Genomic DNA, 26189 nt, shown 5'->3' on the forward strand with positions numbered 1-26189 from the left:
ACGAAAATCACATTTCTACTCGTAAATCATTAATTATTAAAGTCTTTCAGAGGTAAAAATAACAAAATAAATATCTATCAGCCGTATTATTAATTATCTTAATTTTCCGACTGTGTTTCTTTTACTTCTGAAGATCAAAAAACGAACATCAATCAAATTTTAAAAAATCAATTATGATTACCATCAAAAATCTTTCAAAAATTTTTAGAACAGAAGAAGTAGAAACAAAAGCTTTAAGTGAAGTTTCATTAACCATAAATGAAGGCGATTTTGTATCGATAATGGGGCCGTCGGGAAGCGGGAAATCTACTTTATTAAATATTATAGGACTTTTAGACAGTGCTACTGACGGAAGTTATACCTTACTCGATCAGGAAATGGTTGGACTAAAAGAGAACCTGAAATCAAAAGCCAGAAAAAAGAATATCGGTTTTATATTCCAGAATTTTAATCTAATAGATGAATTATCGGTTTATGATAATATCGAATTACCATTGCTTTACAATAAAATTCATGCTTTTGAAAGAAAGAAAAAAGTAGAAGATATTGCCAATATATTGGGTATTTCACATCGTTTGAAACATTTTCCGCAGCAGCTTTCTGGAGGTCAGCAGCAACGTGTGGCCGTTGCAAGGGCTTTAATCACTAGCCCTAAAATTATTCTTGCTGATGAGCCTACAGGAAATCTGGATAGTAAAAACGGAAATGAGGTAATGGAATTATTGACAGATCTTCATGCAAGCGGTTCTACAATTTTGATGGTTACGCATTCTGAATACGACGCTTCATTTTCTCAGAAAACAATTTTAATGAAAGACGGTGTTATTCTTTCAGAGAAATTAAATCATAAAAATGTTGATGTTTTGGTAACTTCTAAAAATTAAGGATCATGCTTAAAAACTGGATCAACATATTTATTTACCACATCAAAAACAATAAGGTTTTTACAGCTTTGAATGTTTTAGGTTTGAGTATTGGAATCGCAGGTTTAATTTTTGCGATTTTATATTGGAACGATGAACAAAGTTACGATCAATGGAATCCTAACAAAGACAATATCTTTTTAGTCGCTAACCAAATGGACGCGACTACATACTGGGCATCAAGTTCGGCACCAATAGGGCCTGCCATAAAAGAGATAAATCCTGAAGTAGCATCTTACTGCTATTTGAGCGGTGATTACGACAATGAAATCATTCGTTTTAATAACAAAAAAGTACAGTCAGATAAAATAATTGCGGCGCAAAAAAACTTCTTTGAGTATTTCCCTTATTCATTTATCGAAGGAAATTCAAAAACTGCATTACCAGATATAAACAGCATTTGTTTATCTCAAGATTTGGCGGCTCAGCTTTTTGGAAACGAAACTGCTTTGAGTAAACAAGTTGTGCTGAAAGGTAAAAACCTAATCGTAACTGGTGTTTACAAACTCGATAAAAAATCAGCTTATAACCCGTCCTGCGTGGTTAACTTTATGGATGAACGATTAAAAGGAAACGCTCAGGCATGGGGTGATTTTCAATTTGTGCTGTTATTAAAACTAAAAAATCCGAATGAGCAAAAACGAGTGACTCAAAATCTTCAAAAAATATATTTTGAGAATATGACATCTCGTTATGCTAAAAATCAAGGTATTTCACCAGAAGAATTTATTAAGAAATATGGCGAAGTAAAACCATGTTTAGAATCGTTGTCGTCTATTCGTCTGCATACCAAAACCGGCGGGTTGGCAGAACCTAAAGGTAATTATCAATTTCTGCTTATTATGGTTGGGTTATCGGTTTTAATTCTAATCTTATCCATTGTAAATTATGTCAATTCGGCTACGGCAAATGCTGTAAAAAGAGCCAAAGAAGTTGGAGTGCGCAAAATTATCGGTGCTTCAAAAACAGCTATTGTCAAACAATTTATTTTTGAAACCGCAGTAATCGCTTTGCTTTCCATTTTAATATCGCTTGTTATTGTAGAACTTTCTCTGCCTTATTACAATGCTTTTTTAGAAAAATCTCTTGCATTGCAAAGCAGTCAGTTTTATTTACAGCTTGTCGTTATCTTTATTATTACCGTAATACTTGCAGGGATATTTCCGGCTGTTTATGTTTCTAATTTTGAATCGCTAAAAGTATTAAAAGGGAATTTTGGAAGAAGCAAAAGCGGTGTCTGGCTTAGAAACGGCATGCTTATTTTTCAATTTGCAGTAGCTGCTTTCTTTATTGTTGGATCTTATGTTGTATACGAACAAATAGATCTTATGAACTCGAAAGATTTGGGCTTTAACGGCAAACAGATTCTTAATATTTCATACCGAAATATCTATGGCGAAGGAATAACTAATAAAGACCGTTTTGAACGATACACTATTATTAAAAACCAATTGCAGCATATAAAAGGAGTTAAGCAGGTTTCGAGCGCTGGTTTTGTTTTAGGAAATGGAGCAAGATCTGTAATTTCTTATCACTATAAAGATCTAAATATTGACGGAAGTAATATGCCCATCGATTTTGGCTTGCTGGAAATGATGAAAATTAAAATTGTAAAAGGACGTTCTTTCAATCCAAAATTTGCACAGGATACCATTTCTTCAATGCTAATTAATGAAACGGCTCTAAAATTATTAAATGAAAAAGATCCGATAGGCAAAAAAGTACACTGGAACGGACTAGATGCCATTATTGTTGGAGTTGTAAAAGATTTTAATGTAGGAAACCCTGGAGAGCCAATTCCTCCAATGTCTTTTTTCCATTTTAAAACTGTGCCTTGGTTTACAGCAAACTTAAATAATATTTACATCACTGCCGATCCTAAAACTATGCAGCAAACTATAGCTGGTATAGAAAATCTTTGGATCAAAAAAGTAGATCCGGATTATCCTTTTGTATACGATTTTGTTGATAAACAATACAAAAGATCATTCAGCAGTTATGTAAAACAAAAAAATCTTTTTTCTTTATTGAATATCATTGTTATCACAATTGCGCTTTTAGGATTATTTGCTCTTGCATCTTATTCTATAGAAAGACGAATGAAAGAAATCGCAATTCGAAAAACACTGGGTGCAGAAACCAATGTATTACTAAAGGAACTCTGTAAACAATATATTCTTTTTAGTGTAGTTGGTTTTTTAATTGCTTTATTTCCTGCTTATTATCTGCTAAACAAATGGCTGGAAAATTTCTCGTACAGAATTACGATTTCTATTTATCCGTTTTTAATTGGATTTACTGCATTACTGATTTTGACTTTATTGGTAGTTCTGTCCAGAGCGTATCAGGCAACTAAAGTTGATGTTTTGAAATATCTTAAATATGAATAATCATTACTGCTTTTGATTTTTCAACAAACTAACTTCCACAAAAAACTATGATACTAAACTATATCAATATATTTATTTACCAGTTAAAACACAATAAACTATTCTCAACATTAAATATTTTAGGATTATCAATAGGAATTGCAGGGCTTATTTTTGCCCTGCTCTATTGGAACGACGAGCATAGTTACAATAAATGGAATCCTGAAAAAGATAATGTTTATCAGGTTTTGGTTCAATTGAGTGATATGCCCGCCGTAGCTGAAAATTCAGTTCGGTTAAAAGCATATTTAGAAAATGATCCTAATGTTGAAAATATTGTTTATGCTGATAATTGGTATAAAAAAGACAAAATCACTTATAAAGGAAAAAAAGAGACGGTAAATAAAATTATCAATGTCGAAAGTGATTTCTTTTCTCTTTTTCCTTTTGAAATAATTCATGGCAATGCCGCTTCAGCATTAAAAGATGGTTCGAGTATCGCAATTTCTGAAGACATTTCAAAAAGAGTATTTGGCAATGAAAATCCAATTGGAAAACAAATCAATTGCCTTTCTGCTATGTATACAGTTCGTGCTGTTTATCGAGTTCCTGATAATTCTTCAATTATGCCTAATGTGGTTGTCAATACCATGAAGGATTTAGTTGATATTAATAAAAACCGAGGTCTTTTTGTTTTAAAAATTCTTTTAAAAATTAAAGATCCTTCGAAAATTGATGTGACTAAAAGAATGTTAGAAAAGGTATATTATGATGAAATCATTGTAAAAAGCTCAAAAGAAGCGGGAATGTCACCTGCCGAAATGGAGAAAAAGATTGGTCATTTTAAAATTTTTCTAGAGCCGCTTTCTGATGCAAGACTACATTCAATCGCTGACGGCTATCCAGAAGGAAGGGGAAATTACCAGTTTTTATGGATAATGGCAGGATTATCTGTGCTTATTCTTATTTTATCAATAGTGAATTACATTAACATGGCAACCGCAAATGCCATTAAACGAGCCAAAGAAGTTGGAGTTAGAAAAATTCTTGGAGCATCAAAAAACGATATTGTACTACAATTTATTTTTGAAACAGTTTTAATTTGCAGTTTCTCTATTTTGCTTGCTTTGGTAATTGTAGAACTTACTCTGCCTTATTACAATAATTTTCTGGATAAGAATTTAATGATCATTGGCAGTCAGTTTTATCTGCAGTTGATTATTATTTTTATTCTCACCATTTTAACCGCTGGTATATTCCCGGCACTGTATGTATCTAATTTTGAAACTATAAAAGTATTAAAAGGCAATTTTGAAAGAAGTAAAAATGGTATTTGGCTTCGCAACGGAATGTTGATTTTTCAATTTGCAATTGCGGCCTTCTTTATTATTGGCTCCAATATCGTCTATGAACAAATACAATATTTAACTAATAAAGATTTAGGTTTTAAAGGCAGTCAGGTATTAGCCGTTTCATTAAATTTTCCATCATCTTATTATGAAGGAGATGAAATTGGCAAAAAGATTTTCAGCCGATACACTGCCATCAAAGAAGAACTATCTAAGATAAAAGGGGTTGATAAAGTTTCTACGGGTTTAGTTTCCTTTGACGGAAATGATACTTCTTTAGCGCCAATTTGGTATAAAGACGAACTTTTTAAACAAAAAGCAATTGGATTAGATTATGGAATGCTGGATTTAATGAAAATAAAAATAATAAAAGGAAGGGATTTCGATAAAAAAATAGCTTCTGACACTACCAGTTCTGTTTTAATAAATGAGACAGCCTTAAAACTGATGAATATTAAAGATCCCATTAATACTGAAATTAGAATTGGTAATCAGCCCATGAAAATTATTGGTATTGTTAAGGATTTCAATTTGCTAAGTCCTGAATCTGCCGTTTTGCCAATGACTTTTTATCATATCAAAAGTTTGGATATGGCGGGAGAAATCAATACGGTTTATATAAAATTAAAATCAGATAACATCCAAAATACGATTTCTTCTATTGAGGATTTCTGGAAAACAAAAGTAGATACTGAATATCCTTTTCAATATGATTTTGTAGACAAACAATATGCAAGAACTTATGAAACTTACACCAAGCAAAAGAATTTGTTTTCACTGCTTAACATTGTAGTAATTCTAATTGCACTATTTGGTTTATTTTCTCTTGCATCATATTCTATACAAAGACGAATGAAAGAAATTGCGATTAGAAAAACACTAGGTGCCGAAACGAATACTTTGCTTAAAGAATTATCTAAACAGTATGTCTTTTACTGCGTAATTGGATTTTTAACTGCGTTGTTTCCCGTTTACTATTTTCTAAAAAAATGGCTTGACAACTTTGCATTCAGAATTGAGATAAGCGTATTTCCGTTTATTCTTGGGTTTACAATTTTAATGGTTCTGACTTTATTAATTGTATTATCAAGAGCTTATGCAGCAGCCAAAACGGATGTTTTGAAATACTTAAAATATGAGTAAAAAGTTCATTTAATTATTTTATAAAAGATATTAATTCAGATTTAAAACAAAAAAGACTCCAATAGATTATTGGAGTCTTTTTTGTTTTTATCAATTAGAACTTTTTACCAAGGACTTACTCCTGTTTCATCTTCAATATCATTGCTGAAAAATTGTCCCGTTGGTCCGTTTTCATCAGTCAATGTATGTTTGATAATAAAAGATGCTGCACTTTCTACAGTCCCGGGACCGCTATGATGATTGAAGTCTGTTGCCGTATAACCCGGATCGATTGCATTTATTTTAAAAGATAAATCTTTTAGTTCATAAGCCAGTACAATGGTATATGCATTTAATGCTGTTTTTGAAGTTCCATAAGCCGCCGATTTAAAATCGTAATATTTCCATGATGGATCACTATGCAGAGTCAAGGAACCAAGCCCTGAAGTAATATTACTGATTCTTGGACTGTCTGATTTTTTAAGTAATTCCAAAAAAGCCTGAGTAACGCTTATAACACCAAAAAAGTTAGTTTCAAATACATTTTTAATGTCTTTAACACTGGTGTCTGAAGCAGTTTGAGGAAACTGGCCACCGCTTATTCCTGCATTGTTGATTAGGATATCTAATTTTCCCTGCTCACTTTCTATAATATTTTTTGCTGCTAAAATTGAATCCGGATTGGTAACATCAATTTGAATCGCTTTGATATTTTGAAAACCATCTTTGTTTAATTCTTTTACAATTTCGTTTCCTTTTTCAAGATCGCGGCTTCCTAAATACACAAACAATCCCTGTTTTGAAAGCTGTTTTGTTATTTCTAATCCTATGCTTCTATTTGCTCCTGTTATTAATACTGATTTCATTTTTAAATTGTTTTAAAATTATAATACAAAGTTGGTTACTTTAAAAATGGAATCATTTGCCATTTGGCAAAAAGCTGTTTAACGAATGTTTTTTCTAATTCTGCTCAAAGACGATTGTGTAATTCCTAAATAAGATGCCACATAAGATAACGGAATGCGATTGATAACGTTGGGATAGATTTTTAAAAACATTAAATAACGCGTAGTAGCATCTTCTGAAACCAGCGGACTTCTTCTTTCTACTTTTTGTCTCAATGCTTTCGAAATAATTCTGTGTACAATGGCATCCCAGCCAATTATTGTTTCTAAAAGTTCCTTCCAGTCTTTTTTAGAAAAAACCAGCAATTTACAATCTGTTATTGCCTGCACATAAGCATTGGAACAAATATCATTATCGAAACTTTCCATATCAACAACCAGATTATTTTCGTCGATAAAATATTTGGTAATTTCCTCGCCTTTGTTATTATAGTAACAAACACGGGTAATTCCTTCTAAAACAAAACCAACCTGCTGGGCAATTTTTCCGGCTTCTGAAAAATATTCATCTTTCTGAAGTTCCAATACAGTTGTTTTACTTGCAATTAAATCCAGCTGATGCTGATTTAAAGTCCCAAATTGCAATATATAATCTATAAATTCTTTCATAGAGGCAAGTTAATCAAAGTTATTTGTTCGGAATTTGCCATTTGGCAAAAACGATTCAAAACATAAAAGTTATTTTCCCAGTAAATTTTCGGTACTGGTTAAAAAATCTTCTGTGGCTTTTTCAATATCAATATTCATTCTTTCGGCCAAAACCGCAAGCCACCAAATGGATTCTCCTAATTTATGTTTGAGTTCCTGTTCTGTGTTTCCTTTTGGCCATCTTCCCTGCTGCGACATTACGTTACGGCCGACTAAGCCGGCATCTGTCAAAAATGCCAATGCATCTTCTTCTATTGTCCATTCGCTTCCGTGATGCGATAATTCTAATTCGTGATAACGCTTTCTTATTTCTAAAGAACGTTCTTTGAGCTGTTCAAAATTTATTGATGCCATAATTTAATTTTTATTGAATTGTTCCTGAAATGCGATTGGACTTAAATTTGTTTTTTTCTTGAATAATTTATTGAAGGACTGCGGATGCTCAAAACCTAATTTATAGGCAATCTCAGACATTGAAAAAGTTCCTTTCATGATATAATCTTTTGCTTTTTCTATCAGTTTATCATGAATAAACTGCTGTGTATTTTGTCCCGAAAGATTCCGAAGCAGATCGCTTAAATATCTGGCAGATAAACCTAATTCATCAGCCACAAACTGAACGGTTGGCAAACCATTTTCAAGCGTTTTTTCGTTATTAAAATAATCTTCCAGTAAAATTTCCAGTTTTGAAAGCACATCATTGTTAACTGCTTTTCGGGTAATAAACTGCCTATTATAAAACCGATTGCTGTAGTTAAGTAAAAGTTCGATCTGCGAGATAAGAACGTCCTGGCTAAAAGTATCAATTCGTTCTTTCAGTTCATTTTGAATATTAGCAAAAACTCCTAAAATAGTTTCTTTTTCATTTTCTGATAAATACAAAGCCTCCGATGCTGTATACGAAAAGAATCCGTACTTTTTAATATTAGCATTTAAAGTATAAGGCCGAATAAAATCAGGATGAATATTTAATGACATGCCGCTGTAATCTGCTTCTTCCTCCTGCATTTTTAAAATCTGCCCCGGCGAAACAAATGACATGCCGCCTTCTTCAAAATCATAAAAACCATGTCCATATCGAAGCTTTCCCGAAAAATGAGTTTTAAAAGAGATTTTATAAAAATCTAAAATAATTCCGTTTTCAAAATCTTTTGGGTCAAAAACCGCTTCGCCATAATTCAAGATACTAATAAGCGGATGCATAGGTTTTGGCTGTCCCATCGCTTTATGAAGTTCTGATATCGAATGAAATATTTTAGGTTGATTTTTCATCTCACAAATTTATAAAATGTTCGACTGGCGCAATGTTCCAGCTCACAGTACTTTGATCAATCATGTCATGTACAACAGAATCGCTGAGTTCTGTCATTAATTTATGCATCGCATCTGTGCCTTCTGCAGCACTGTCCCAAACCAGCATATCGTAAACTATTCCTTTTTTCAATTCAAAAATGGTTCTGGAACGAAATCCTTTTTGACGTTTTAAAAATTCGTCGATTTCCTTATTAGCTTCAATAAATTGCTGTGTTGTAAAACCGTTTAATTTAAAAGTCGTTAATTCTATTGCTTGATTTTTCATCTTATTTTAAATTAAAAAGTAAACATTGCTTTAATATTCTGAACTTGGGTTTCAGCACCATTTTTCAATCTTTCATCGTATAAAGCATTAGCATCATTTCCGGCAATATATCGCAATTGATTTTTATTATCTGTTGCTGCTTCATATATAATTTGAGCAACATCTTCTGCTTTTGTATAATTCTCTAATTGTTCGACGCTGTAACCTTTACTAACTTCTGCGGTAAGTTTTTCATACGCTTCGTGCTGTCCAACTTCCATAGAACGAATTGCAAAATCGGTTTTCATGCCGCCGGGAGCGACAACTTTAACCTGAATTCCAAATTGAGTTAATTCTGATGCCAGACTTTCTGAAAAACCATCAACACCAAATTTAGTTGCGCTGTAAATAGAACAAGTTGGAAATCCAATTAAACCAAAAGTAGAAGTAACATTTATAAAAGTACCGCTTTTTTTCTCACGAAAATGCGGTGTAAAAGCTTTTGAAATCCTAATAACACCAAATAAATTGGTAACAATCTGGCGTTCGATTTGAATTTCGCTTAAAGATTCTAAAGCACCTATTAACCCGTAACCGGCATTGTTTAATACAACATCTACAGAATATTTTTCTGTAATACTTTTTATTGTTTCTGTAATTTGTTCTGAATTTGTAACGTCAAGCGGTAATACAATTACGTTTTCTAATGAAGTTAATTCTGTTTCCTTTTGAGGATTTCGCATTGTGGCAATTACCTGCCAGCCTTTGCTTTGAAATAATTTTGCTGCTGATTTTCCTAAACCAGTCGAAGCTCCTGTAATAAAAATTGTCTTTTGCATTTTTAATTGTTTTAAAATTATAATGCAAAGATCTGCCGAAGCCTGAAGCTGTTTTTAGCCAATTTGGACAATTGATTAGTCAAAAAGACGATTAAGAAAATAATTTATTCTTTTGTGAGTCGGTCTAACTCTTTCAATAAAGTCGGCATTCTGAATTCACCCGCCATACTTTCAACTTTTTGAAAAGCTTCTTCCAAATCAATTCCTATAGAAGTTATGAATAATGGTTTTGCACTGTCGCCTCTCAGCAAAGCTTTTTTATCTTTTTCGATACTCGCAAAATTAGTTTTGGCTACACCAATAATAGGAATCTCATTATTTAGTTTTTCATATAAATGGCCGCCTAAACCGTATTTTTTATCATCATCTAAATACACAAATCCATCAACGATAATCGTTTCGATATTTTTTAAATCGATTTGATTTAACAAACTAAGAATACAAGGAAGTTCTCTTTTATAGAATTCTCCCGGAATATATTCTGAAACATTATCTATTATCTCGGCATGAACTTTAAAATTTTTATCTTCATTCCAATTCTCAAATTCAAGGCAGACTGTTTTTGCTTTATTATCAAAATAATACGTATCGAAGGCTAATATCATCTTTTTATTTAATCTTAAACTTTTAATGAACCGCGGAAACCTCTCGCAGCATAATACGAATCAGCACCATTATGATACACAAAAACTGTATCATAACGAAAATCTGAAAAAATTGCACCGCCAAGTTTTCTAATATTTACAGGAGTTAAAATCCAGCTTGAAGTTTTGGTATCAAATTTCCCAAGTTTTTGAAGATTTCGATATTCTTCTTCATTCAAAATTTGAATTCCCATTTCTTGTGCCATATTTATGGCGCTGTCTTTTGGCTTATTTTCTTTTCTTTTTTCTAATGCTTCATGATCGTAACAAATACTTCTGCGTCCTTTTGGGCTTTCTGCAGCACAATCATAAAAGATATATTCATTTGTTTTTTCATCAAAACCTACAACATCCGGCTCTCCTTCAGTTCTTTCCATTTCGTCAAGAGACCAAAGTTTTTCAGGATTAGCTTTTAGTTTTAACAGAACTTTTTCCCACTCTATATTTTGATGGCGATGTTTATTATTTTCAAAACGTTTTTCTAAAACATTCAATAATGATTCCTGTTGTTCTGATGACAATTTATTTGTTTGACTCATCTTTCTTTATTTTATGTTATCACAAATAATTTTAAAAACACGACTGTATCTTTTACTAATTATTAAGTCCTTTGCCGTCTAATATATTTGGAATATTCTTTTCTACTCTTGATTCCCTGGTTTTAGACTGTTTTGGCTGAGAAAAATGAAGTAAATAGGCTCTTTGTCTTCCGGGAGTTAAAGCATAAAAAGCTTTTTGGAGATTTGGCATTTCATTCAGTTTCTTTTGGAATTCCTCAGCAACTTCAAATTCTGATGTTTTTTTCAACTCCACTTTCAAACCTGCTTTTTCAACTTCTACAGCCTGATAAATGTAAGTTTTCAAAACCGCTTTCAAATCAATTATTTCCTGAAGATTTGTAAATCGTATTTGACGTGCTGCCTGGACATTTTCAGATTGTTGAATCAAAATACTGTCGGTATCTTTTAATAAAGATCCTTTAAAAAACAAAAAAGCACAATATTCTTTAAAAGAATGAATTAAAACAATATTAGCATTTTGAAAAGTATAACATGGAACTCCCCATTTTAATTCTTCGGTTAACTGGCATTCAAGAGAAATTGTTCTCATTAAATTTAACTCTTGCTGCCATTTATCAGCCTTATCAAAAAAGAAATCAACTTTTGGGTTTTCTACACTTTTTGACATTTCATTCACTTTAAATTAATATCCAGACAGTTTTTATAATAAATACTTGATAGAATTTATATCCTACTTCAAATGTAGCAAATCTTAAAAAAGTGAAGATTATATTTTGAGGCTTTTTAAATTTTTCAATCAAATTAATGAGATTCTAATCTGCAGACTTTTATTATACCTCTTTTTGAATGGCGTATAAACTGCAGGATTTTATCACGCTCAAATGTTGGATCAAATTCTTTTTCAATTAATTCTAAAGCTGTTTTTGTATTTTTATTTTGCTGAAACAGTATTCGATATATCATTTTCAATTCCTCAATTTTATCAGATTGAAACCCCCTTCTCTTCAATCCAATTGAGTTTATTCCAGCATAGCTTAATGGTTCACGCCCGGCAGTGATATAAGGAGGAATATCTTTAACCACCCGACTTAATCCGCTGATCATAAAATGATCTCCAATTAAAGAAAATTGATGAATAGCTGTTAAACCGCTGATATTAACCCAGTCTCCTATCACAACCTCACCAGCAATCCCAACACTAAAACCAATAATAGAATTATTTCCAATAATGACGTCGTGCCCAATATGAGCATTTGACATAATTAGATTATTATTTCCAATTACAGTTTTTTGTTTTGAGTTAGTTCCTTTGTTTATAGTAACAAATTCTCGAATAATATTATCATTTCCAATTTCGAGGATTGTGTATTCATTGTTGTATTTTAAATCCTGAGGAATCCCGCCTAAAACTGAATTGGAATGGATTTTACAATTTTGTCCAATTCTCGTTCCGTTTAAAATAGTTACATTGTTCCCAATCCAGGAATTGTCTCCAATTATAACATCATTTTCAATTGTAGAAAAATTTCCAATATGAACATTTTTGCCAATAATTGCTTCCTTTTTAATACTATAATTTTTCAATTTTTAATCTTTTAAATTAGACCGCAAAAGTTGAAAAATAATAATTGGTTTTTCTTGATGTAATGTCAAGAAATTGAAGCTCGTATATGGCTTAAAGTTTCCTGACTTACATTGATTAAAGAAGCAATATGTTTTAATTTGCTTTAATAATAATTTGGGGGAAAGAATTAAGAAGAAAAAAATATTTCTGCTGGGCATTCATTGCGCTAAATAAATGATGAAACTCATTAATTTTAGAAAGATAAAGGCGAAGCTGTTTAATATGAAACTTAGAAAAAAGAGGATACTCTAATAAAATTTGTTCATCTGAATAAGATAAGGAATAAAGTACAGTGTCTTCACAAGCCTGAAAATTTTCAAACGAAGGTTTCTGCTCAAAAAAACTACTTAAAGAAGTTATAAACTGATTATCGGTATAAATCCATTTTGTAACTTCTGTTTCATTTTCAAAACAGAATCTTCGAACAGTTCCAGTTTTTATAAAATAAACTTTTTTACAGATTTTACCTTCCTGAATAATAAACTCATCTTTTTTAAATTTTTCAATAACGAAATATTTCATTATAGCTTGTTCTGTTTCATCGTCTAATTTCTGAAAACTATTAATAGCATCAATAAGCTGTTTCATATCATGAATGATTATGAAACAAATTTATCAATAATTAAAATGATTTTAAATGAACTTGAAATAATCAAACTATCGCAAAACGCAAAAACAACAAATAATGGCTTTTCAGATGCTAAATTAAAAAAGGTGATGTTCTTGTTCTAAATTCAAAAACAATAAAACTAAAGGAGAAAAACAATGTAAAACACAAAGAGAGTAATTGATCTTAGGAGAATATTTTCACAACTGCGATCGGCAACAAATCCAAAACATTAATAAAAACAAAAAATCCCCATCAAATAAATGATGAGGATTCTTAAAAGAAAGGCGACGACATACTCTCCCACAAAACTGCAGTACCATCTGCGCAGGCGGGCTTAACTTCTCTGTTCGGGATGGGAAGAGGTGAGCCCCGCCGCAATAACCACCTTAAGGTTTTTAGTAATTAGTTCTTAGTGCATAGTAATTAGTGCTTAGACTCTTTACTATTTACTTTGAACTAGTTACTGCTCTTACGTCGAGCAAATATTTTAACATACTGAGATAAAGAAAAGTAAGTTTTGTTTTAGAAAGTTTCCTCCCGAGCCTTTCGGCCCGGGAAAAGGGTGTACATAAGCTTACGGATTATTAGTACTACTCGACTATGACATTACTGCCTTTACATCTATAGCCTATCAACGTGGTCATCTTCCACGATCCTTAAAAGAAATCTCATCTTGTGGTGGGTTTCGCGCTTATATGCTTTCAGCGCTTATCCCTTCCCAACGTAGCTACTCTGCGGTGCCCCTGGCGGGACAACAGATACACTAGAGGTTAGTCCAATTCGGTCCTCTCGTACTAGAATCAGATCCACTCAAATTTCTAACGCCCGCAGTAGATAGAGACCGAACTGTCTCACGACGTTCTGAACCCAGCTCGCGTGCCACTTTAATGGGCGAACAGCCCAACCCTTGGGACCTTCTCCAGCCCCAGGATGTGACGAGCCGACATCGAGGTGCCAAACCCCCCCGTCGATATGAGCTCTTGGGGGAGATCAGCCTGTTATCCCCGGCGTACCTTTTATCCTTTGAGCGATGGCCCTTCCATGCGGAACCACCGGATCACTATGCTCTACTTTCGTACCTGATCGACCTGTATGTCTCTCAGTCAAGCTCCCTTATGCCATTGCACTCTACGCACGGTTACCAAGCGTACTGAGGGAACCTTTAGAAGCCTCCGTTACTCTTTTGGAGGCGACCACCCCAGTCAAACTACCCACCAAGCACTGTCCCCCGCAGCACGGGGTTAGGCCTCAGATAAACAAAGGGTTGTATTTCAACAATGACTCCACAACGCCTGGCGACGCCGCTTCATAGTCTCCAACCTATCCTACACATCATTTATCCAAGGTCAATACTAAGCTATAGTAAAGGTGCACAGGGTCTTTTCGTCCCACTGCGGGTAAACGGCATCTTCACCGTTACTACAATTTCACCGAGCTCATGGCTGAGACAGTGTCCAGATCGTTACACCATTCGTGCAGGTCGGAACTTACCCGACAAGGAATTTCGCTACCTTAGGACCGTTATAGTTACGGCCGCCGTTTACTGGGGCTTCAATTCAATGCTTCTCCGAAGATAACATCTCCTCTTAACCTTCCAGCACCGGGCAGGTGTCAGGCCCTATACTTCATCTTACGATTTTGCAGAGCCCTGTGTTTTTGATAAACAGTCGCCTGGACCTCTTCACTGCGGCCCTGATTGCTCAGGGCGACCTTTCTCCCGAAGTTACAGGTCTATTTTGCCTAATTCCTTAGCCATGAATCTCTCGAGCACCTTAGGATTCTCTCCTCAACTACCTGTGTCGGTTTACGGTACTGGTACTAATTACCTGAAGTTTAGAGGTTTTTCTTGGAAGCCCTTAGGCGCACTATCTCTTTGTCCGAAGACTCCGAGTACTATCGTATTTCACCAGTTCCTGCGCATTTTACTACAGGACCTATAGCTAGGTACTTCAACGAACTATTCCGTCAGTTCGCGGCGCTTTCATCACTCCGTCACCCCATCACAGTAATTAGTAGTACGGGAATATTAACCCGTTGGCCATCGACTGTCCCTTTCGGGTTCGCCTTAGGACCAGACTAACCCACAGCTGATTAGCATAGCTGTGGAAACCTTAGTTTTTCGGTGTGCGGGTTTCTCGCCCGCATTATCGTTACTTATGCCTACATTTTCTTTTCTAACCAGTCCAGCCCTCCTTACGAAAAACCTTCAACCCTGTTAGAATGCTCCCCTACCACTTGCAATTACTTGCAAATCCATAGCTTCGGTAATATGCTTATGCCCGATTATTATCCATGCTCGTCCGCTCGACTAGTGAGCTGTTACGCACTCTTTAAATGAATGGCTGCTTCCAAGCCAACATCCTAGCTGTCTGGGCAGACAAACCTCGTTCTTTCAACTTAGCATATATTTGGGGACCTTAGCTGATGGTCTGGGTTCTTTCCCTCTCGGACTTGGACCTTAGCACCCAAGCCCTCACTGTTAGTGAACATTATACAGCATTCGGAGTTTGTCAGGAATTGGTAGGCGGTGAAGCCCCCGCATCCAATCAGTAGCTCTACCTCTGTATAACTTTATAACCAACGCTGCACCTAAATGCATTTCGGGGAGTACGAGCTATTTCCGAGTTTGATTGGCCTTTCACCCCTACCCACAGGTCATCCGAAGACTTTTCAACGTCAACCGGTTCGGTCCTCCACTGTGTGTTACCACAGCTTCAACCTGCCCATGGGTAGATCACACGGTTTCGCGTCTAACACTACTGACTAAAGCGCCCTATTCAGACTCGCTTTCGCTGCGGATCCATACCTGAAGTACTTATCCTTGCCAGCAGCGTTAACTCGTAGGCTCATTATGCAAAAGGCACGCCGTCACCCCACGAAAGGGCTCCGACCGCTTGTAAGCGTATGGTTTCAGGATCTATTTCACTCCGTTATTCACGGTTCTTTTCACCTTTCCCTCACGGTACTGGTTCACTATCGGTCTCTCAGGAGTATTTAGCCTTAGCGGATGGTCCCGCCGAATTCAGACAGGGTTTCACGTGCCCCGCCCTACTCAGGATACCACTATCTATTACATTTATTACCCATACGGGGCTATCACCCTCTATGGCGTCACTTTCCAGTAACTTCCGGTTCTGCATGCATAAAATGTCGTGGTCCTACAACCCCAGCACTGCCGTAACAGCACTGGTTTGGGCTAATCCGCGTTCGCTCGCCACTACTTACGGAATCACTTTTGTTTTCTTCTCCTCCGCCTACTTAGATGTTTCAGTTCAGCGGGTTTGCCCACCTATCGGTGTGCTATATCTTCAATATAGCGGGTTGCCCCATTCGGATACCTGCGGATCAATCTGTGTGTGCCAGTCCCCGCAGCTTTTCGCAGCTTATCACGTCCTTCATCGCCTCTGAGAGCCTAGGCATTCCCCATACGCCCTTATTTTGCTTATTGTACCAATCTTGTTACTTAAAACAAGACCGTTTTTTTTTGTTTTTGTTAGTTATAACAAAAACGCTTTCTACTTTCTTATTATTTTCTTATCTCAATATGTCAATGAACTTTAACAATTAATAATTATCAATTGATAATTGCCAATTATTTTGTGGAGAATAACGGAGTCGAACCGTTGACCTCCTGCGTGCAAGGCAGGCGCTCTAGCCAGCTGAGCTAATCCCCCAATCTAATTATGAATTGTGAATTATGAATTAGGAATTATTTGTAATCCGTAATCTTTCAACTCTAGAATTTCCTTCTTTTTAAGCTTTTCAGTCTTTTTAATTAGCAATTAACAATTATTAATTGTCAATTCTTAAAAAGTAGTCCCGGGCAGACTCGAACTGCCGACCCCTACATTATCAGTGTAGTACTCTAACCAGCTGAGCTACGAGACTCTGTTTTACTTAATTTTTATCATTTTTTTTAAATTAACAGCAAGAGTAATACAATCTAAAATTCAAAACCTTTAAATTTCATCTTTTTTCCCAAGCGTGCATTACTGCTAACACCCAGGCTCTAGAAAGGAGGTGTTCCAGCCGCACCTTCCGGTACGGCTACCTTGTTACGACTTAGCCCTAGTTACCAGTTTTACCCTAGGCAGCTCCTTGCGGTCACCGACTTCAGGCACCCCCAGCTTCCATGGCTTGACGGGCGGTGTGTACAAGGCCCGGGAACGTATTCACCGGATCATGGCTGATATCCGATTACTAGCGATTCCAGCTTCACGGAGTCGAGTTGCAGACTCCGATCCGAACTGTGACCGGCTTTATAGATTCGCTCCTGGTCACCCAGTGGCTGCTCTCTGTACCGGCCATTGTAGCACGTGTGTAGCCCAAGGCGTAAGGGCCGTGATGATTTGACGTCATCCCCACCTTCCTCACAGTTTGCACTGGCAGTCTTGTTAGAGTTCCCGACACTACTCGCTGGCAACTAACAACAGGGGTTGCGCTCGTTATAGGACTTAACCTGACACCTCACGGCACGAGCTGACGACAACCATGCAGCACCTTGTAAACTGTCTTGCGAAAGATCTGTTTCCAAATCGGTCAGTCTGCATTTAAGCCTTGGTAAGGTTCCTCGCGTATCATCGAATTAAACCACATGCTCCACCGCTTGTGCGGGCCCCCGTCAATTCCTTTGAGTTTCAAACTTGCGTTCGTACTCCCCAGGTGGGATACTTATCACTTTCGCTTAGCCACTGAACTTGCGCCCAACAGCTAGTATCCATCGTTTACGGCGTGGACTACCAGGGTATCTAATCCTGTTCGCTCCCCACGCTTTCGTCCATCAGCGTCAATAAACTGGTAGTAACCTGCCTTCGCAATTGGTATTCCATGTAATATCTAAGCATTTCACCGCTACACTACATATTCTAGTTACTTCCCAGTAATTCAAGTTCAGCAGTATCAATGGCCGTTCCACCGTTGAGCGATGGGCTTTCACCACTGACTTACTAAACCGCCTACGGACCCTTTAAACCCAATGATTCCGGATAACGCTTGGATCCTCCGTATTACCGCGGCTGCTGGCACGGAGTTAGCCGATCCTTATTCTTACGATACCGTCAAGTCCCGACACGTCGGGATGTTTCTTCTCGTACAAAAGCAGTTTACAATCCATAGGACCGTCATCCTGCACGCGGCATGGCTGGTTCAGACTTGCGTCCATTGACCAATATTCCTCACTGCTGCCTCCCGTAGGAGTCTGGTCCGTGTCTCAGTACCAGTGTGGGGGATCTCCCTCTCAGGACCCCTACCCATCGTAGCCTTGGTAAGCCGTTACCTTACCAACCAGCTAATGGGACGCATGCTCATCTTTCACCGTTGTGACTTTAATTATAAAGTGATGCCACTCCATAATACTATGAGGTATTAATCCAAATTTCTCTGGGCTATCCCTCTGTGAAAGGCAGATTGCATACGCGTTACGCACCCGTGCGCCGGTCTCTAGCACCGAAGTGCTATACCCCTCGACTTGCATGTGTTAAGCCTGCCGCTAGCGTTCATCCTGAGCCAGGATCAAACTCTTCATCGTATATTTTAATATTATATCTCGACGAATATCTATCGGTTCATTTCGAATCTTTCGATTCTATTACTCTTATTTCTTTTGTTCTAACATCTCTGTTAAAACGGCTGTCAATTCAATATGTCTACGAACGTAATTTCTTTGTCTTACCGCTTGTTTCTCAAAGCGGGTGCAAAACTAAAACTTCTTTTTGTTTCTCGCAAGAAAAATTTAAAAAAATTTGAAACTTTTTTTTTCGTCTCTGTTTTTCATCTTTTCCTGCCAGTCTCTCAATGAACTTTCCGTGTTTTGCGGGGTGCAAATGTAAAAAGCATTTTCAAATCCCACAAGCTTTTTCGAATCTTTTTTTTGAAAATTTCTTCTCTTTTAATTCGTATTGCCTGTCAGTATTTCTGTGAACGTTTTTCGCTGTTGCGGGTGCAAAAGTACCACCTTTATTTACATTTACAAGCCTTTTCCTTATATAATTTCAATCTTTTTTAAAACTTTTTCTTAACTAACTCATAACAGCTGATTTACAATCTCAACTTTTTTGAATAACTGTGAGGTTTTTCTTGATTTGCATGTGGATTTCGTACTTTATGCAGGTTTGGGTTTGCCGATTTTACAGAGTTTTCAGCCTTTAGGCCGTCTTTTTGTTGTTATTTTAATTCTCAAATCAAGCAAGAGCATCAGCTTTTTCTTCTCCAATTATCTTGTTGACCCTAAAATTTCCTTTTTCAAAAGATTTTCGCAGCCCCGATAGAAGTGGAAATCCTTTTGTGCCGGGGTTCGGCACAAAAGATTGGAACGGATAGCGGGAAACTGCTCCTTATTGTATATATATAAAAGGGCTTCGACTTCGCTCAGCATGACAATCTAAGTTTTCTACTTAATATATGTACAAAAAGAAACCCGACAGGTTTTAAAAAACTGTCGGGTTGAAAATATTCATATCATTTTAAAATCAATCGAAGCGAATTGCTTTTACAGGAGAGATTTTTGTTATTAAATAAGAAGGAATTAATAATACGAGGAAACATACAGCTATAGTCAGCAAGTTTAACAATACTATATATGTCCAGTTTAAATATACCGGTGCCTGGTTCACATAGTAGTTTTCGGGATTAAGATGAACGATTCCAAATTGCTGCTGGATTAAGAGCAATGAAATTCCAATTAAATTACCCCAAAACAAACCTCGAACAATTAGATAGAATGCATTGTATAAAAAAACTTTTCGAACCGTCCAGTTATCAGCTCCCAGAGCTTTTAAAATTCCTATCATTTGTGTCCGTTCTAAAATAAGAACTAACAAAGCGACAACCATATTAATTGTAGCTACTAAAATCATTATTCCAAGAATAACGACTATATTAAAATCAAAGAGCTGAAGCCAGTCAAAAATATAATTGTACTTTTCTGTTATTGTTTTTGTGTCAAGATTTGAAGGAATTTGTTCGTAAATTTGATTTCCGGTTTCTTTAATTCGAGTAAAGTCTTTTACAAAAACTTCAAAAGCCCCAATTTGATCTGCATTCCACTTATTAATTCTCTGAATGTGTCGAATATCTCCTATTATATAAGATGCATCAAAATCCTGAAATCCTGAACTAAAAATTCCCGTAATTTTAAATCTGCGGATATTCGGCAGTTTCCCTTGTTCTTCTTTTACAAAAAAGGTATTAAAACTGTCTCCTAATTTTAAATTAAGCCGATCTGCAAGAAATCTTGATATAATAACTTCTTCGTTTAGTGATTTAGAAAAATCCGGCAGTCTGCCTTCTACTAAATACTCTTTTATATTGTTCCAATTGTAATCTGCTCCTACACCTTTAAAAACAATTCCTTCAAAAGCATTTTCAGTTCTAATTATTCCTGCTTTGCTAGCGATTGCCTGAATATGGGTTACCTCTGGAACAGATTTAAATTTGGGATAAAAGTCTTGTTTTTTTGAAATGGGAATTAAAGTTATTTCAGAATTGTTATTATCGTAATTCGAAATAATAATCTGACCGTTGAACGCTGAAACTTTTTCGCGTATTTTTTGCTGCAACCCAATTCCGGTTGCTACAGAAACAATCATCATAATTATACCAATTGCAATTGCCGAAATAGCAATTTTAATAATTGGTGCCGATATACTGCTTTTGTAATCTTTGGCAGTAATGAGTCTTTTTGCTATAAAGTATTCTAAATTCAATTTAAGATTCTTATTATGATTTATATTTTCTGTGGTATTTCAGCTTATTCAAAAGTACATTAAAAATGTAATATATATAATTCCAGAACAACATTACACTTTAAACGATTAAAGCGGCAGTTTCTTTTTCATTTCTTCTACTATATTATATGCCGCAGGACAAATGGCAACATTCTTTAAAGTCAAATCAGAAATTTGATGAAATTTTTTGCGGTCTGTGTGCGGAAACTCGCGGCAGGCTTTTGGTCTTACATCATAAATCATACAATAATTCTCGCTGTCTAAAAAAGTACACGGAACACTTTTTAGAACATAGTCTTTATCTTCATCAATACGCAGATATTGTTCAATAAACTGCTGCGGTTTTTGCCTGAAAGATTTTGAAATTCTTTCAATATCTGCCAAAGTAAATAACGGCCCAGTTGTTTTACAGCAATTGGCGCATTGTAAACAATCCGTTTTTTTAAATTCTGCATCATGCAGGTCCTGCATAACATAATCTAAATTCTTTGGCTGTTTCTTTTTCAGCTTATCAAAATACTTTTTGTTTTCGATATGCTTATCTTTGGCTAACTTATTTAAGTTATTTAAAATTTGTTTCAAGTTTACTATTTAAAGTTGAGCTGCAAAATTAAACAACTTTAAACTTGAAACCTTAAACTTTGAACTAAATTACGATGAAAGATCTTTTTGGGAAAGCAATGTATGATTTCCAAACCAATAATTCTCCAGAGGATATTATTACCGAAACTTCAATTTCTGAAGAAGATGAAATGAGTGTCGAATATTTATTCCGCTCATATGATGAAATGCCAAAAATCGAACAAAAAGCTTTACAATTAGCCGCAGGGAAAATTTTAGACGTTGGCTGCGGCGCCGGAAGCCATAGTTTATCATTGCAAAATGACCGTAATTTAGATGTTGTTTCAATTGATATTTCTGAAAAAGCAATTGAAACCTGCAGACTTCGTGGTTTAAAAAATGCTCAGGTTCAAAATGTATTAGATTTTGAAGGCGAAAAATTTGACACGATTCTTTTATTAATGAACGGAACCGGAATTTTTGGAAAATTAGAAAACTGTAACAAGTATTTATCAAAATTGAAATCGCTTCTAAATCCAGGCGGACAGATTTTAATTGACAGCTCTGATATTATCTATATGTTTGATGAAGATGAAGACGGCGGAAAATGGATCCCATCAGAAACAGAATATTATGGAGAACTTACTTTTACCATATCCTATAAAGGTGAAAAAGAAGAAACTTTTGACTGGTTATACCTCGATTATAATACACTTCAAAATGCGGCCATAGCAAATGGATTGAAATGTGAGCTGATTATGGAAGGTGAACATTATGATTATCTGGCTAAACTTTCAATTTAAAACAAATTAAAATCATGGAAAATCTAGATTTAGAAAAATTAAAATATCCAATAGGAAAGTTTAATGCTCCTGATGAATATTCGTCTGAATATATTTCAGATAAAATTAAAGAAATTGCAGTTCTTCCTGAAAAATTAAGAAATGAGACAATTTATCTAAACGACGAACAATTAGATACTCCATATCGTCCTGATGGCTGGACGGTTCGTCAAGTAATTCATCACTGCGCCGAAAGTCATATGAATTGTTACATTAGATTAAAATGGGCTTTAACCGAAAACAATCCGATTATAAAACCTTATGATGAAAAATTGTGGTCTGAAATGCCTGATAGTTTATCGATGCCAATTGCTCCAACATTGAGTTTACTGGAAGGATTACATTTTAGATTATCATATATAATGAAAAATCTATCAGAAAATGATCTTGAAAAATCATTTATTCATCCAGAGAATAATTCTGAATACCGAATCAAACAAATTATCGGTATGTATGCCTGGCACGGAAATCATCATTTAGCACACATCATCAATTTAAAAAAATACAAAAACTGGAAATAACCTAAAATGTTTCTTTTTTACACAATGTATATTTTTTACATAAAAAAACTCTCCATGTCTCGGAGAGTTTTTTGTTATGAATTAAGGAATGTTCAGGTATTTATGAGTTTGAAGAGAAACTCTCCATTTCGGATTATTCATAACATAATCTACAATCAGCGGCGTCATTTCTTCTTTTTTACTCCATTCCGGCTGAAGGAATAAAATAGCATTATCATTTACCAGCTCAGCTTGTTCTTCGGCAAAAATAAAATCATGCTTATTATAGATAATGACTTTTAATTCATGCGCATTAGCATAGACATCAGGTGTAGGAAGTTTATTTTTCTTTGGTGAAAGACAAATCCAGTCCCAGGTTCCAGATAATGGATAAGCCCCGGAGGTTTCAATATGAACTTTTAAGTTTTTATCTTTTAACTGCTGTGTTAACAAAGTCATATCCCATGTAAGCGGTTCTCCGCCGGTAACTACAACTGTATTAGCATAACTTGAAGCATTATTTACAATTACATCGATATTAGTCGGCGGGTGCAGTTCTGCATTCCAGCTTTCTTTCACATCACACCAATGGCATCCCACATCACAACCTCCAATTCTAATGAAGTAAGCAGCAGTTCCGGTATGAAAACCTTCACCCTGAATGGTATAAAATTCCTCCATCAAAGGCAGCATTGCTCCTTTATTCACTTCTAATTGTATTTCTTTTGGTAACATTATTTTAATTTAATGTGCAAAGATAGTCAATTAAATACGTAACAAAAAAACCGATAGTTCAAAGAGAACTATCGGTTTCATATAAATTAGTTTAAAACTATATTATTTTAAAGCTTTCACAGATTGAGAAGCGTAAGCATTTGTTGGATCTAAAACTAAAGTTTTATTAAAATATTCAATTGCTTTTGCTTTATCAGTATTTGCATAACTAGCACCAATACTATTGTATGCTTCAACTATTTTCTTAACTGTAGCTGGTTTTGCTAATTCTTCAGCACCTTTAGCTGTAATGTTAGCAACGTACGTTTCGTAGTTTTTAACAATCTGGTCTTCTTTTTCTAATAAGTTACCTATTCTTCCTTTATAAAGGTAAGCTTCATCATAAGATGGAGAAGCTACTAAAACTCTGTCGAAAGCAGCATCTGCTTTAGCTAAATCAGCAGCTACTTCTGGCGAAGTCGCTTTTTTATCTAGATTAGCATAATAAAGAGAGATACCGTAATAAACATTATCAGTCAAATAATTTTTTGACTCAGAATTAGCTGAACTTAATTCATAAATAGCAGCCGCTTGTGCCCATTGCTTTTTACCGAATAATTCTTTACCATAATCTCCAAGTTCTTCAACTACTAATGGCTCTAATTCAACAGCTTTTTTAATATTAGCAATACCTGCATCAAATGAAGCCTGATCTACAGCTCCCTCAGCATTAGTTCCTTTTTTGATTTTAGCAAGTCCTAAATACATATAATCGCTTCCAATCACTTTGTTAGAAGGATTTTTGATATAATCTTCAAGAGACTTAATAGCTACATCAACATTTCCATTTTCGTAAGCAGCATATCCTAAATATCTGAAAATTCTAGGATTTACTTTATCTTCAGCAATCATTTTGTTTGCTACAGTTTCTAAGCTTTTGTAATCTTTAACCAAGATTAAGAAATCTGCGTGACGCATTTTAGAATCTAAAGAATAATCTGTTAAGCTCAAGTATTTCTCGTAGTTAGTAATTGCATTTTGCAAGTTAACTTTAGCTGTAGAAGGTTTGTTTCTACCCCATTTGTAATATGTTTCAGCTAATTCTCTGTAAACAGGACCGTAATTTGGGTTTATAGCAATTACTTCGTTGAAAGCTTTAATAGCTTCATCATACGATTTTGCTCCTTTTAATAAAACTCCCAATTGCATTTTTGCTCTTAAAAGTGTAGGATCTGCTGTAAAAGCATCACGGTAAGACTTGTAAGCTTCGTTTTGATTGTTAGCTCCGTAATATGCATCTCCAATAGCCAAAAGCGCCGTTGCATTTTGAGGATCAATAGCTAATGCTTTCTTTAAACTTGCGATTGCATTGTTATAATCAGGATGCACTGAGTTCATGTAAGCTTTTCCAATGTAAATGAATTCATCTACATCTTTACGCTTTATGTCTTTTGTTGCCAAAGCAAAGTTAGCCTGAGCTGCAGCAACATTTTTATTATCAAGATCTAACTGACCTAAACCAATATAGTTTAAGTTTTTCTTGTCAGATGCTTCTATTCCATTTAAAAAATAAATCTTAGCAGAATCAACAACGCTTTGATTTAAATATACGTTTCCTAAAACAAAATTAGCTTCTCCATCAGATGGTTTTGCTTTGATGATTGATTTAAGCAACGACTTTGCTTTTTGAAATTGCTCAGCATCAATTGCCTTTTTAGCTTCTTTGATATCCTGCGCTTTTGCAACAGAGGCTGTAGCAACTAAGGCAAGACTAAAAATTTTAAATTTATTCATCTTTATTGTAATTAATTTATTCGTTATCTTTTAAAAGTTTGTTTCTAATTTGAAGTTTTCTTCCAGGCGTTCTTACTGGCAGCAACCCCGATTTCAAAACTATTCTCTGTCCAATGTCTCCGGCAATGAATGAACCAAATCCCATTCCTAAGCCATTATACCCTTGGCAATTTATAATAAACAAATCACGTGCCAAAGGATATTTTACTTCGGCAAGGTCATTTTGTGTAGGACTATAGTATTTATTATCATTTAGTCCTTTAACACTTAAAACATTAATTTTCTTCACAACATCAACCATATTAGGAGACGGCTGTGACAACCAATTAACTCCAACAACACCAATCATTCCGTTATTTTCTGAAACAAATTTAATTACTTCATCATTTGTCTTGAAAGAGAAAACATTTTCTGTTGGAAGATCTTTTATTTTCGCCAGTTCTTTCATATATCGAACTGTACTAGAGTTTGGATTATCAAACACAAGACCTTTAATTCCTGTATCTTTTTTACCCTGTATGAAATCAATTACCGTTTTCAACGCAATTAATGTATCATTATTGCTTTTGTTTGAAATAAAAGCAATCGCATCTTTTGCAAAAGGAGTAACGCGGGGTTTTATTTTACTTTTTTCAAATCTTGCGATTTCTTCAGTAGTCAGATCCCTTGCTGTAACAACCACTTTAGCTTTCTGATTCAATAAATCATTTATTAACTCCGCTTCAGATTTTGGTATAACTGTAATTTTTGCACTATAATAAGTTCCTTCAAAAACAGCAACCTGATCATCAACGATTGGCTTAACAGTTTCGTCAACTGTAACATCTAATGCCCCTTTTAAAATGGTTTCTTTATTAGATTCACTCTTACTTTTTTGGTTGCACATGGCAAACAAAAAAACAAAAATAACCAAACCTAAAAACTTACTATATTTTAGCATAA

The 26189-nt window shown here is 35.1% G+C and carries 21 protein-coding genes, 2 tRNA genes and 3 rRNA genes; 5 read left to right on the forward strand and 21 right to left on the reverse strand.

Annotated features, from left to right (window positions below):
• Positions 1-173 precede the first annotated feature (173 nt).
• The 3 genes from PQ462_RS21345 to PQ462_RS21355 are packed head-to-tail and all read left to right on the forward strand — an operon-like array spanning position 174 to position 5784.
• Positions 174-884, forward strand: coding sequence for an ABC transporter ATP-binding protein (locus PQ462_RS21345; RefSeq protein WP_274251495.1), 711 nt, complete (start codon positions 174-176; stop codon positions 882-884).
• A 5-nt stretch (positions 885-889) separates the two neighbouring features.
• On the forward strand, positions 890-3313 hold the full coding sequence (locus PQ462_RS21350; RefSeq protein ID WP_274251496.1) for an ABC transporter permease: 2424 nt from the start codon (positions 890-892) through the stop codon (positions 3311-3313).
• A gap of 47 nt (positions 3314-3360) precedes the next feature.
• Positions 3361-5784: an ABC transporter permease gene (locus PQ462_RS21355; protein ID WP_274251497.1), complete on the forward strand. Its 2424-nt coding sequence runs from the start codon at positions 3361-3363 to the stop codon at positions 5782-5784.
• Between the two features lie 104 nt (positions 5785-5888).
• Here PQ462_RS21355 and PQ462_RS21360 read toward each other — a convergent pair whose 3' ends face one another.
• The 18 genes from PQ462_RS21360 to PQ462_RS21445 form a co-directional block, all read right to left on the reverse strand.
• On the reverse strand, positions 5889-6629 hold the full coding sequence (locus PQ462_RS21360; RefSeq protein ID WP_274251499.1) for an SDR family oxidoreductase: 741 nt from the start codon (positions 6627-6629) through the stop codon (positions 5889-5891).
• Between the two features lie 78 nt (positions 6630-6707).
• Positions 6708-7277 (reverse strand): Crp/Fnr family transcriptional regulator, encoded by a 570-nt coding sequence (locus PQ462_RS21365; protein WP_012022567.1) that lies wholly within the window; start codon positions 7275-7277, stop codon positions 6708-6710.
• 69 nt (positions 7278-7346) lie between these two features.
• On the reverse strand, positions 7347-7670 hold the full coding sequence (locus PQ462_RS21370; protein WP_274251500.1) for a MazG-like protein: 324 nt from the start codon (positions 7668-7670) through the stop codon (positions 7347-7349).
• 3 nt (positions 7671-7673) lie between these two features.
• Positions 7674-8588, reverse strand: a complete 915-nt coding sequence (locus PQ462_RS21375; protein ID WP_012022569.1) for a helix-turn-helix domain-containing protein — start codon at positions 8586-8588, stop codon at positions 7674-7676.
• A gap of 1 nt (position 8589) precedes the next feature.
• The gene (locus PQ462_RS21380; protein ID WP_274251501.1) at positions 8590-8895 is read right to left on the reverse strand and encodes a hypothetical protein; all 306 of its coding nucleotides are present in this window, start codon (positions 8893-8895) and stop codon (positions 8590-8592) included.
• An 11-nt stretch (positions 8896-8906) separates the two neighbouring features.
• Positions 8907-9713 carry an SDR family oxidoreductase gene (locus tag PQ462_RS21385; protein WP_274251502.1) on the reverse strand — a complete coding sequence of 269 codons (807 nt, stop codon included), beginning with the start codon at positions 9711-9713 and terminating at the stop codon, positions 8907-8909.
• Between the two features lie 104 nt (positions 9714-9817).
• Positions 9818-10318 carry an endonuclease V gene (locus PQ462_RS21390; RefSeq protein WP_274251503.1) on the reverse strand — a complete coding sequence of 167 codons (501 nt, stop codon included), beginning with the start codon at positions 10316-10318 and terminating at the stop codon, positions 9818-9820.
• A 14-nt stretch (positions 10319-10332) separates the two neighbouring features.
• Positions 10333-10896, reverse strand: coding sequence for a DUF4256 domain-containing protein (locus tag PQ462_RS21395; RefSeq protein ID WP_012022573.1), 564 nt, complete (start codon positions 10894-10896; stop codon positions 10333-10335).
• Positions 10897-10951: 55 nt separating this feature from the next.
• Positions 10952-11545 (reverse strand): YdeI/OmpD-associated family protein, encoded by a 594-nt coding sequence (locus tag PQ462_RS21400; RefSeq protein WP_274251504.1) that lies wholly within the window; start codon positions 11543-11545, stop codon positions 10952-10954.
• 134 nt (positions 11546-11679) lie between these two features.
• Entirely contained in the window at positions 11680-12462 is a 783-nt protein-coding gene (gene lpxA, locus PQ462_RS21405) for an acyl-ACP--UDP-N-acetylglucosamine O-acyltransferase (RefSeq protein ID WP_274251505.1), read from the reverse strand.
• A 133-nt stretch (positions 12463-12595) separates the two neighbouring features.
• The gene (locus PQ462_RS21410) at positions 12596-13090 is read right to left on the reverse strand and encodes a Crp/Fnr family transcriptional regulator (protein ID WP_274251506.1); all 495 of its coding nucleotides are present in this window, start codon (positions 13088-13090) and stop codon (positions 12596-12598) included.
• 301 nt (positions 13091-13391) lie between these two features.
• Positions 13392-13501 (reverse strand): 5S ribosomal RNA (gene rrf, locus PQ462_RS21415).
• A gap of 175 nt (positions 13502-13676) precedes the next feature.
• Positions 13677-16560 (reverse strand): 23S ribosomal RNA (locus tag PQ462_RS21420).
• Between the two features lie 152 nt (positions 16561-16712).
• Positions 16713-16786: transfer RNA gene (locus PQ462_RS21425), tRNA-Ala, on the reverse strand.
• Positions 16787-16926: 140 nt separating this feature from the next.
• A tRNA-Ile gene (locus tag PQ462_RS21430) sits at positions 16927-17000 on the reverse strand.
• Between the two features lie 125 nt (positions 17001-17125).
• Positions 17126-18639 (reverse strand): 16S ribosomal RNA (locus tag PQ462_RS21435).
• The 16S, 23S and 5S rRNA genes sit together here with 2 tRNA genes alongside, the layout of an rRNA operon.
• Before the next feature lie 940 nt (positions 18640-19579).
• Complete coding sequence (locus tag PQ462_RS21440; RefSeq protein WP_274251507.1) at positions 19580-20815, reverse strand: ABC transporter permease; 1236 nt, start codon at positions 20813-20815, stop codon at positions 19580-19582.
• Between the two features lie 108 nt (positions 20816-20923).
• On the reverse strand, positions 20924-21418 hold the full coding sequence (locus PQ462_RS21445) for a YkgJ family cysteine cluster protein (protein WP_012022575.1): 495 nt from the start codon (positions 21416-21418) through the stop codon (positions 20924-20926).
• Between the two features lie 74 nt (positions 21419-21492).
• On the opposite strand from PQ462_RS21445, the gene PQ462_RS21450 reads away from it, so the two are divergent.
• Entirely contained in the window at positions 21493-22200 is a 708-nt protein-coding gene (locus PQ462_RS21450) for a class I SAM-dependent methyltransferase (protein WP_274251509.1), read from the forward strand.
• Positions 22201-22214: 14 nt separating this feature from the next.
• Positions 22215-22760 carry a YfiT family bacillithiol transferase gene (locus PQ462_RS21455; protein WP_274251510.1) on the forward strand — a complete coding sequence of 182 codons (546 nt, stop codon included), beginning with the start codon at positions 22215-22217 and terminating at the stop codon, positions 22758-22760.
• Positions 22761-22841: 81 nt separating this feature from the next.
• Here the strand turns inward: PQ462_RS21455 and PQ462_RS21460 are convergent, their stop codons facing one another.
• The 3 genes from PQ462_RS21460 to PQ462_RS21470 form a co-directional block, all read right to left on the reverse strand.
• On the reverse strand, positions 22842-23474 hold the full coding sequence (locus PQ462_RS21460) for a 7-carboxy-7-deazaguanine synthase QueE (RefSeq protein WP_073410564.1): 633 nt from the start codon (positions 23472-23474) through the stop codon (positions 22842-22844).
• A gap of 102 nt (positions 23475-23576) precedes the next feature.
• Positions 23577-25247, reverse strand: coding sequence for a tetratricopeptide repeat protein (locus tag PQ462_RS21465; RefSeq protein ID WP_274251511.1), 1671 nt, complete (start codon positions 25245-25247; stop codon positions 23577-23579).
• Between the two features lie 16 nt (positions 25248-25263).
• Entirely contained in the window at positions 25264-26187 is a 924-nt protein-coding gene (locus tag PQ462_RS21470) for a PstS family phosphate ABC transporter substrate-binding protein (protein WP_274251512.1), read from the reverse strand.
• Positions 26188-26189 lie beyond the last annotated feature (2 nt).

Source organism: Flavobacterium sp. KACC 22758 (assembly GCF_028736135.1).
Taxonomy (GTDB): Bacteria; Bacteroidota; Bacteroidia; order Flavobacteriales; family Flavobacteriaceae; genus Flavobacterium; species Flavobacterium johnsoniae.

Coding starts and splice junctions, on each gene's coding strand:
- PQ462_RS21345 (WP_274251495.1), top strand. CDS start 174: ATGATTACCATCAAAAATCTTTCAAAAATTTTTAGAACAGAAGAAGTA.
- PQ462_RS21350 (WP_274251496.1), top strand. CDS start 890: ATGCTTAAAAACTGGATCAACATATTTATTTACCACATCAAAAACAAT.
- PQ462_RS21355 (WP_274251497.1), top strand. CDS start 3,361: ATGATACTAAACTATATCAATATATTTATTTACCAGTTAAAACACAAT.
- PQ462_RS21360 (WP_274251499.1), bottom strand. CDS start 6,629: ATGAAATCAGTATTAATAACAGGAGCAAATAGAAGCATAGGATTAGAA.
- PQ462_RS21365 (WP_012022567.1), bottom strand. CDS start 7,277: ATGAAAGAATTTATAGATTATATATTGCAATTTGGGACTTTAAATCAG.
- PQ462_RS21370 (WP_274251500.1), bottom strand. CDS start 7,670: ATGGCATCAATAAATTTTGAACAGCTCAAAGAACGTTCTTTAGAAATA.
- PQ462_RS21375 (WP_012022569.1), bottom strand. CDS start 8,588: ATGAAAAATCAACCTAAAATATTTCATTCGATATCAGAACTTCATAAA.
- PQ462_RS21380 (WP_274251501.1), bottom strand. CDS start 8,895: ATGAAAAATCAAGCAATAGAATTAACGACTTTTAAATTAAACGGTTTT.
- PQ462_RS21385 (WP_274251502.1), bottom strand. CDS start 9,713: ATGCAAAAGACAATTTTTATTACAGGAGCTTCGACTGGTTTAGGAAAA.
- PQ462_RS21390 (WP_274251503.1), bottom strand. CDS start 10,318: ATGATATTAGCCTTCGATACGTATTATTTTGATAATAAAGCAAAAACA.
- PQ462_RS21395 (WP_012022573.1), bottom strand. CDS start 10,896: ATGAGTCAAACAAATAAATTGTCATCAGAACAACAGGAATCATTATTG.
- PQ462_RS21400 (WP_274251504.1), bottom strand. CDS start 11,545: ATGTCAAAAAGTGTAGAAAACCCAAAAGTTGATTTCTTTTTTGATAAG.
- PQ462_RS21410 (WP_274251506.1), bottom strand. CDS start 13,090: ATGAAACAGCTTATTGATGCTATTAATAGTTTTCAGAAATTAGACGAT.
- PQ462_RS21450 (WP_274251509.1), top strand. CDS start 21,493: ATGAAAGATCTTTTTGGGAAAGCAATGTATGATTTCCAAACCAATAAT.
- PQ462_RS21455 (WP_274251510.1), top strand. CDS start 22,215: ATGGAAAATCTAGATTTAGAAAAATTAAAATATCCAATAGGAAAGTTT.
- PQ462_RS21460 (WP_073410564.1), bottom strand. CDS start 23,474: ATGTTACCAAAAGAAATACAATTAGAAGTGAATAAAGGAGCAATGCTG.
- PQ462_RS21465 (WP_274251511.1), bottom strand. CDS start 25,247: ATGAATAAATTTAAAATTTTTAGTCTTGCCTTAGTTGCTACAGCCTCT.
- PQ462_RS21470 (WP_274251512.1), bottom strand. CDS start 26,187: ATGCTAAAATATAGTAAGTTTTTAGGTTTGGTTATTTTTGTTTTTTTG.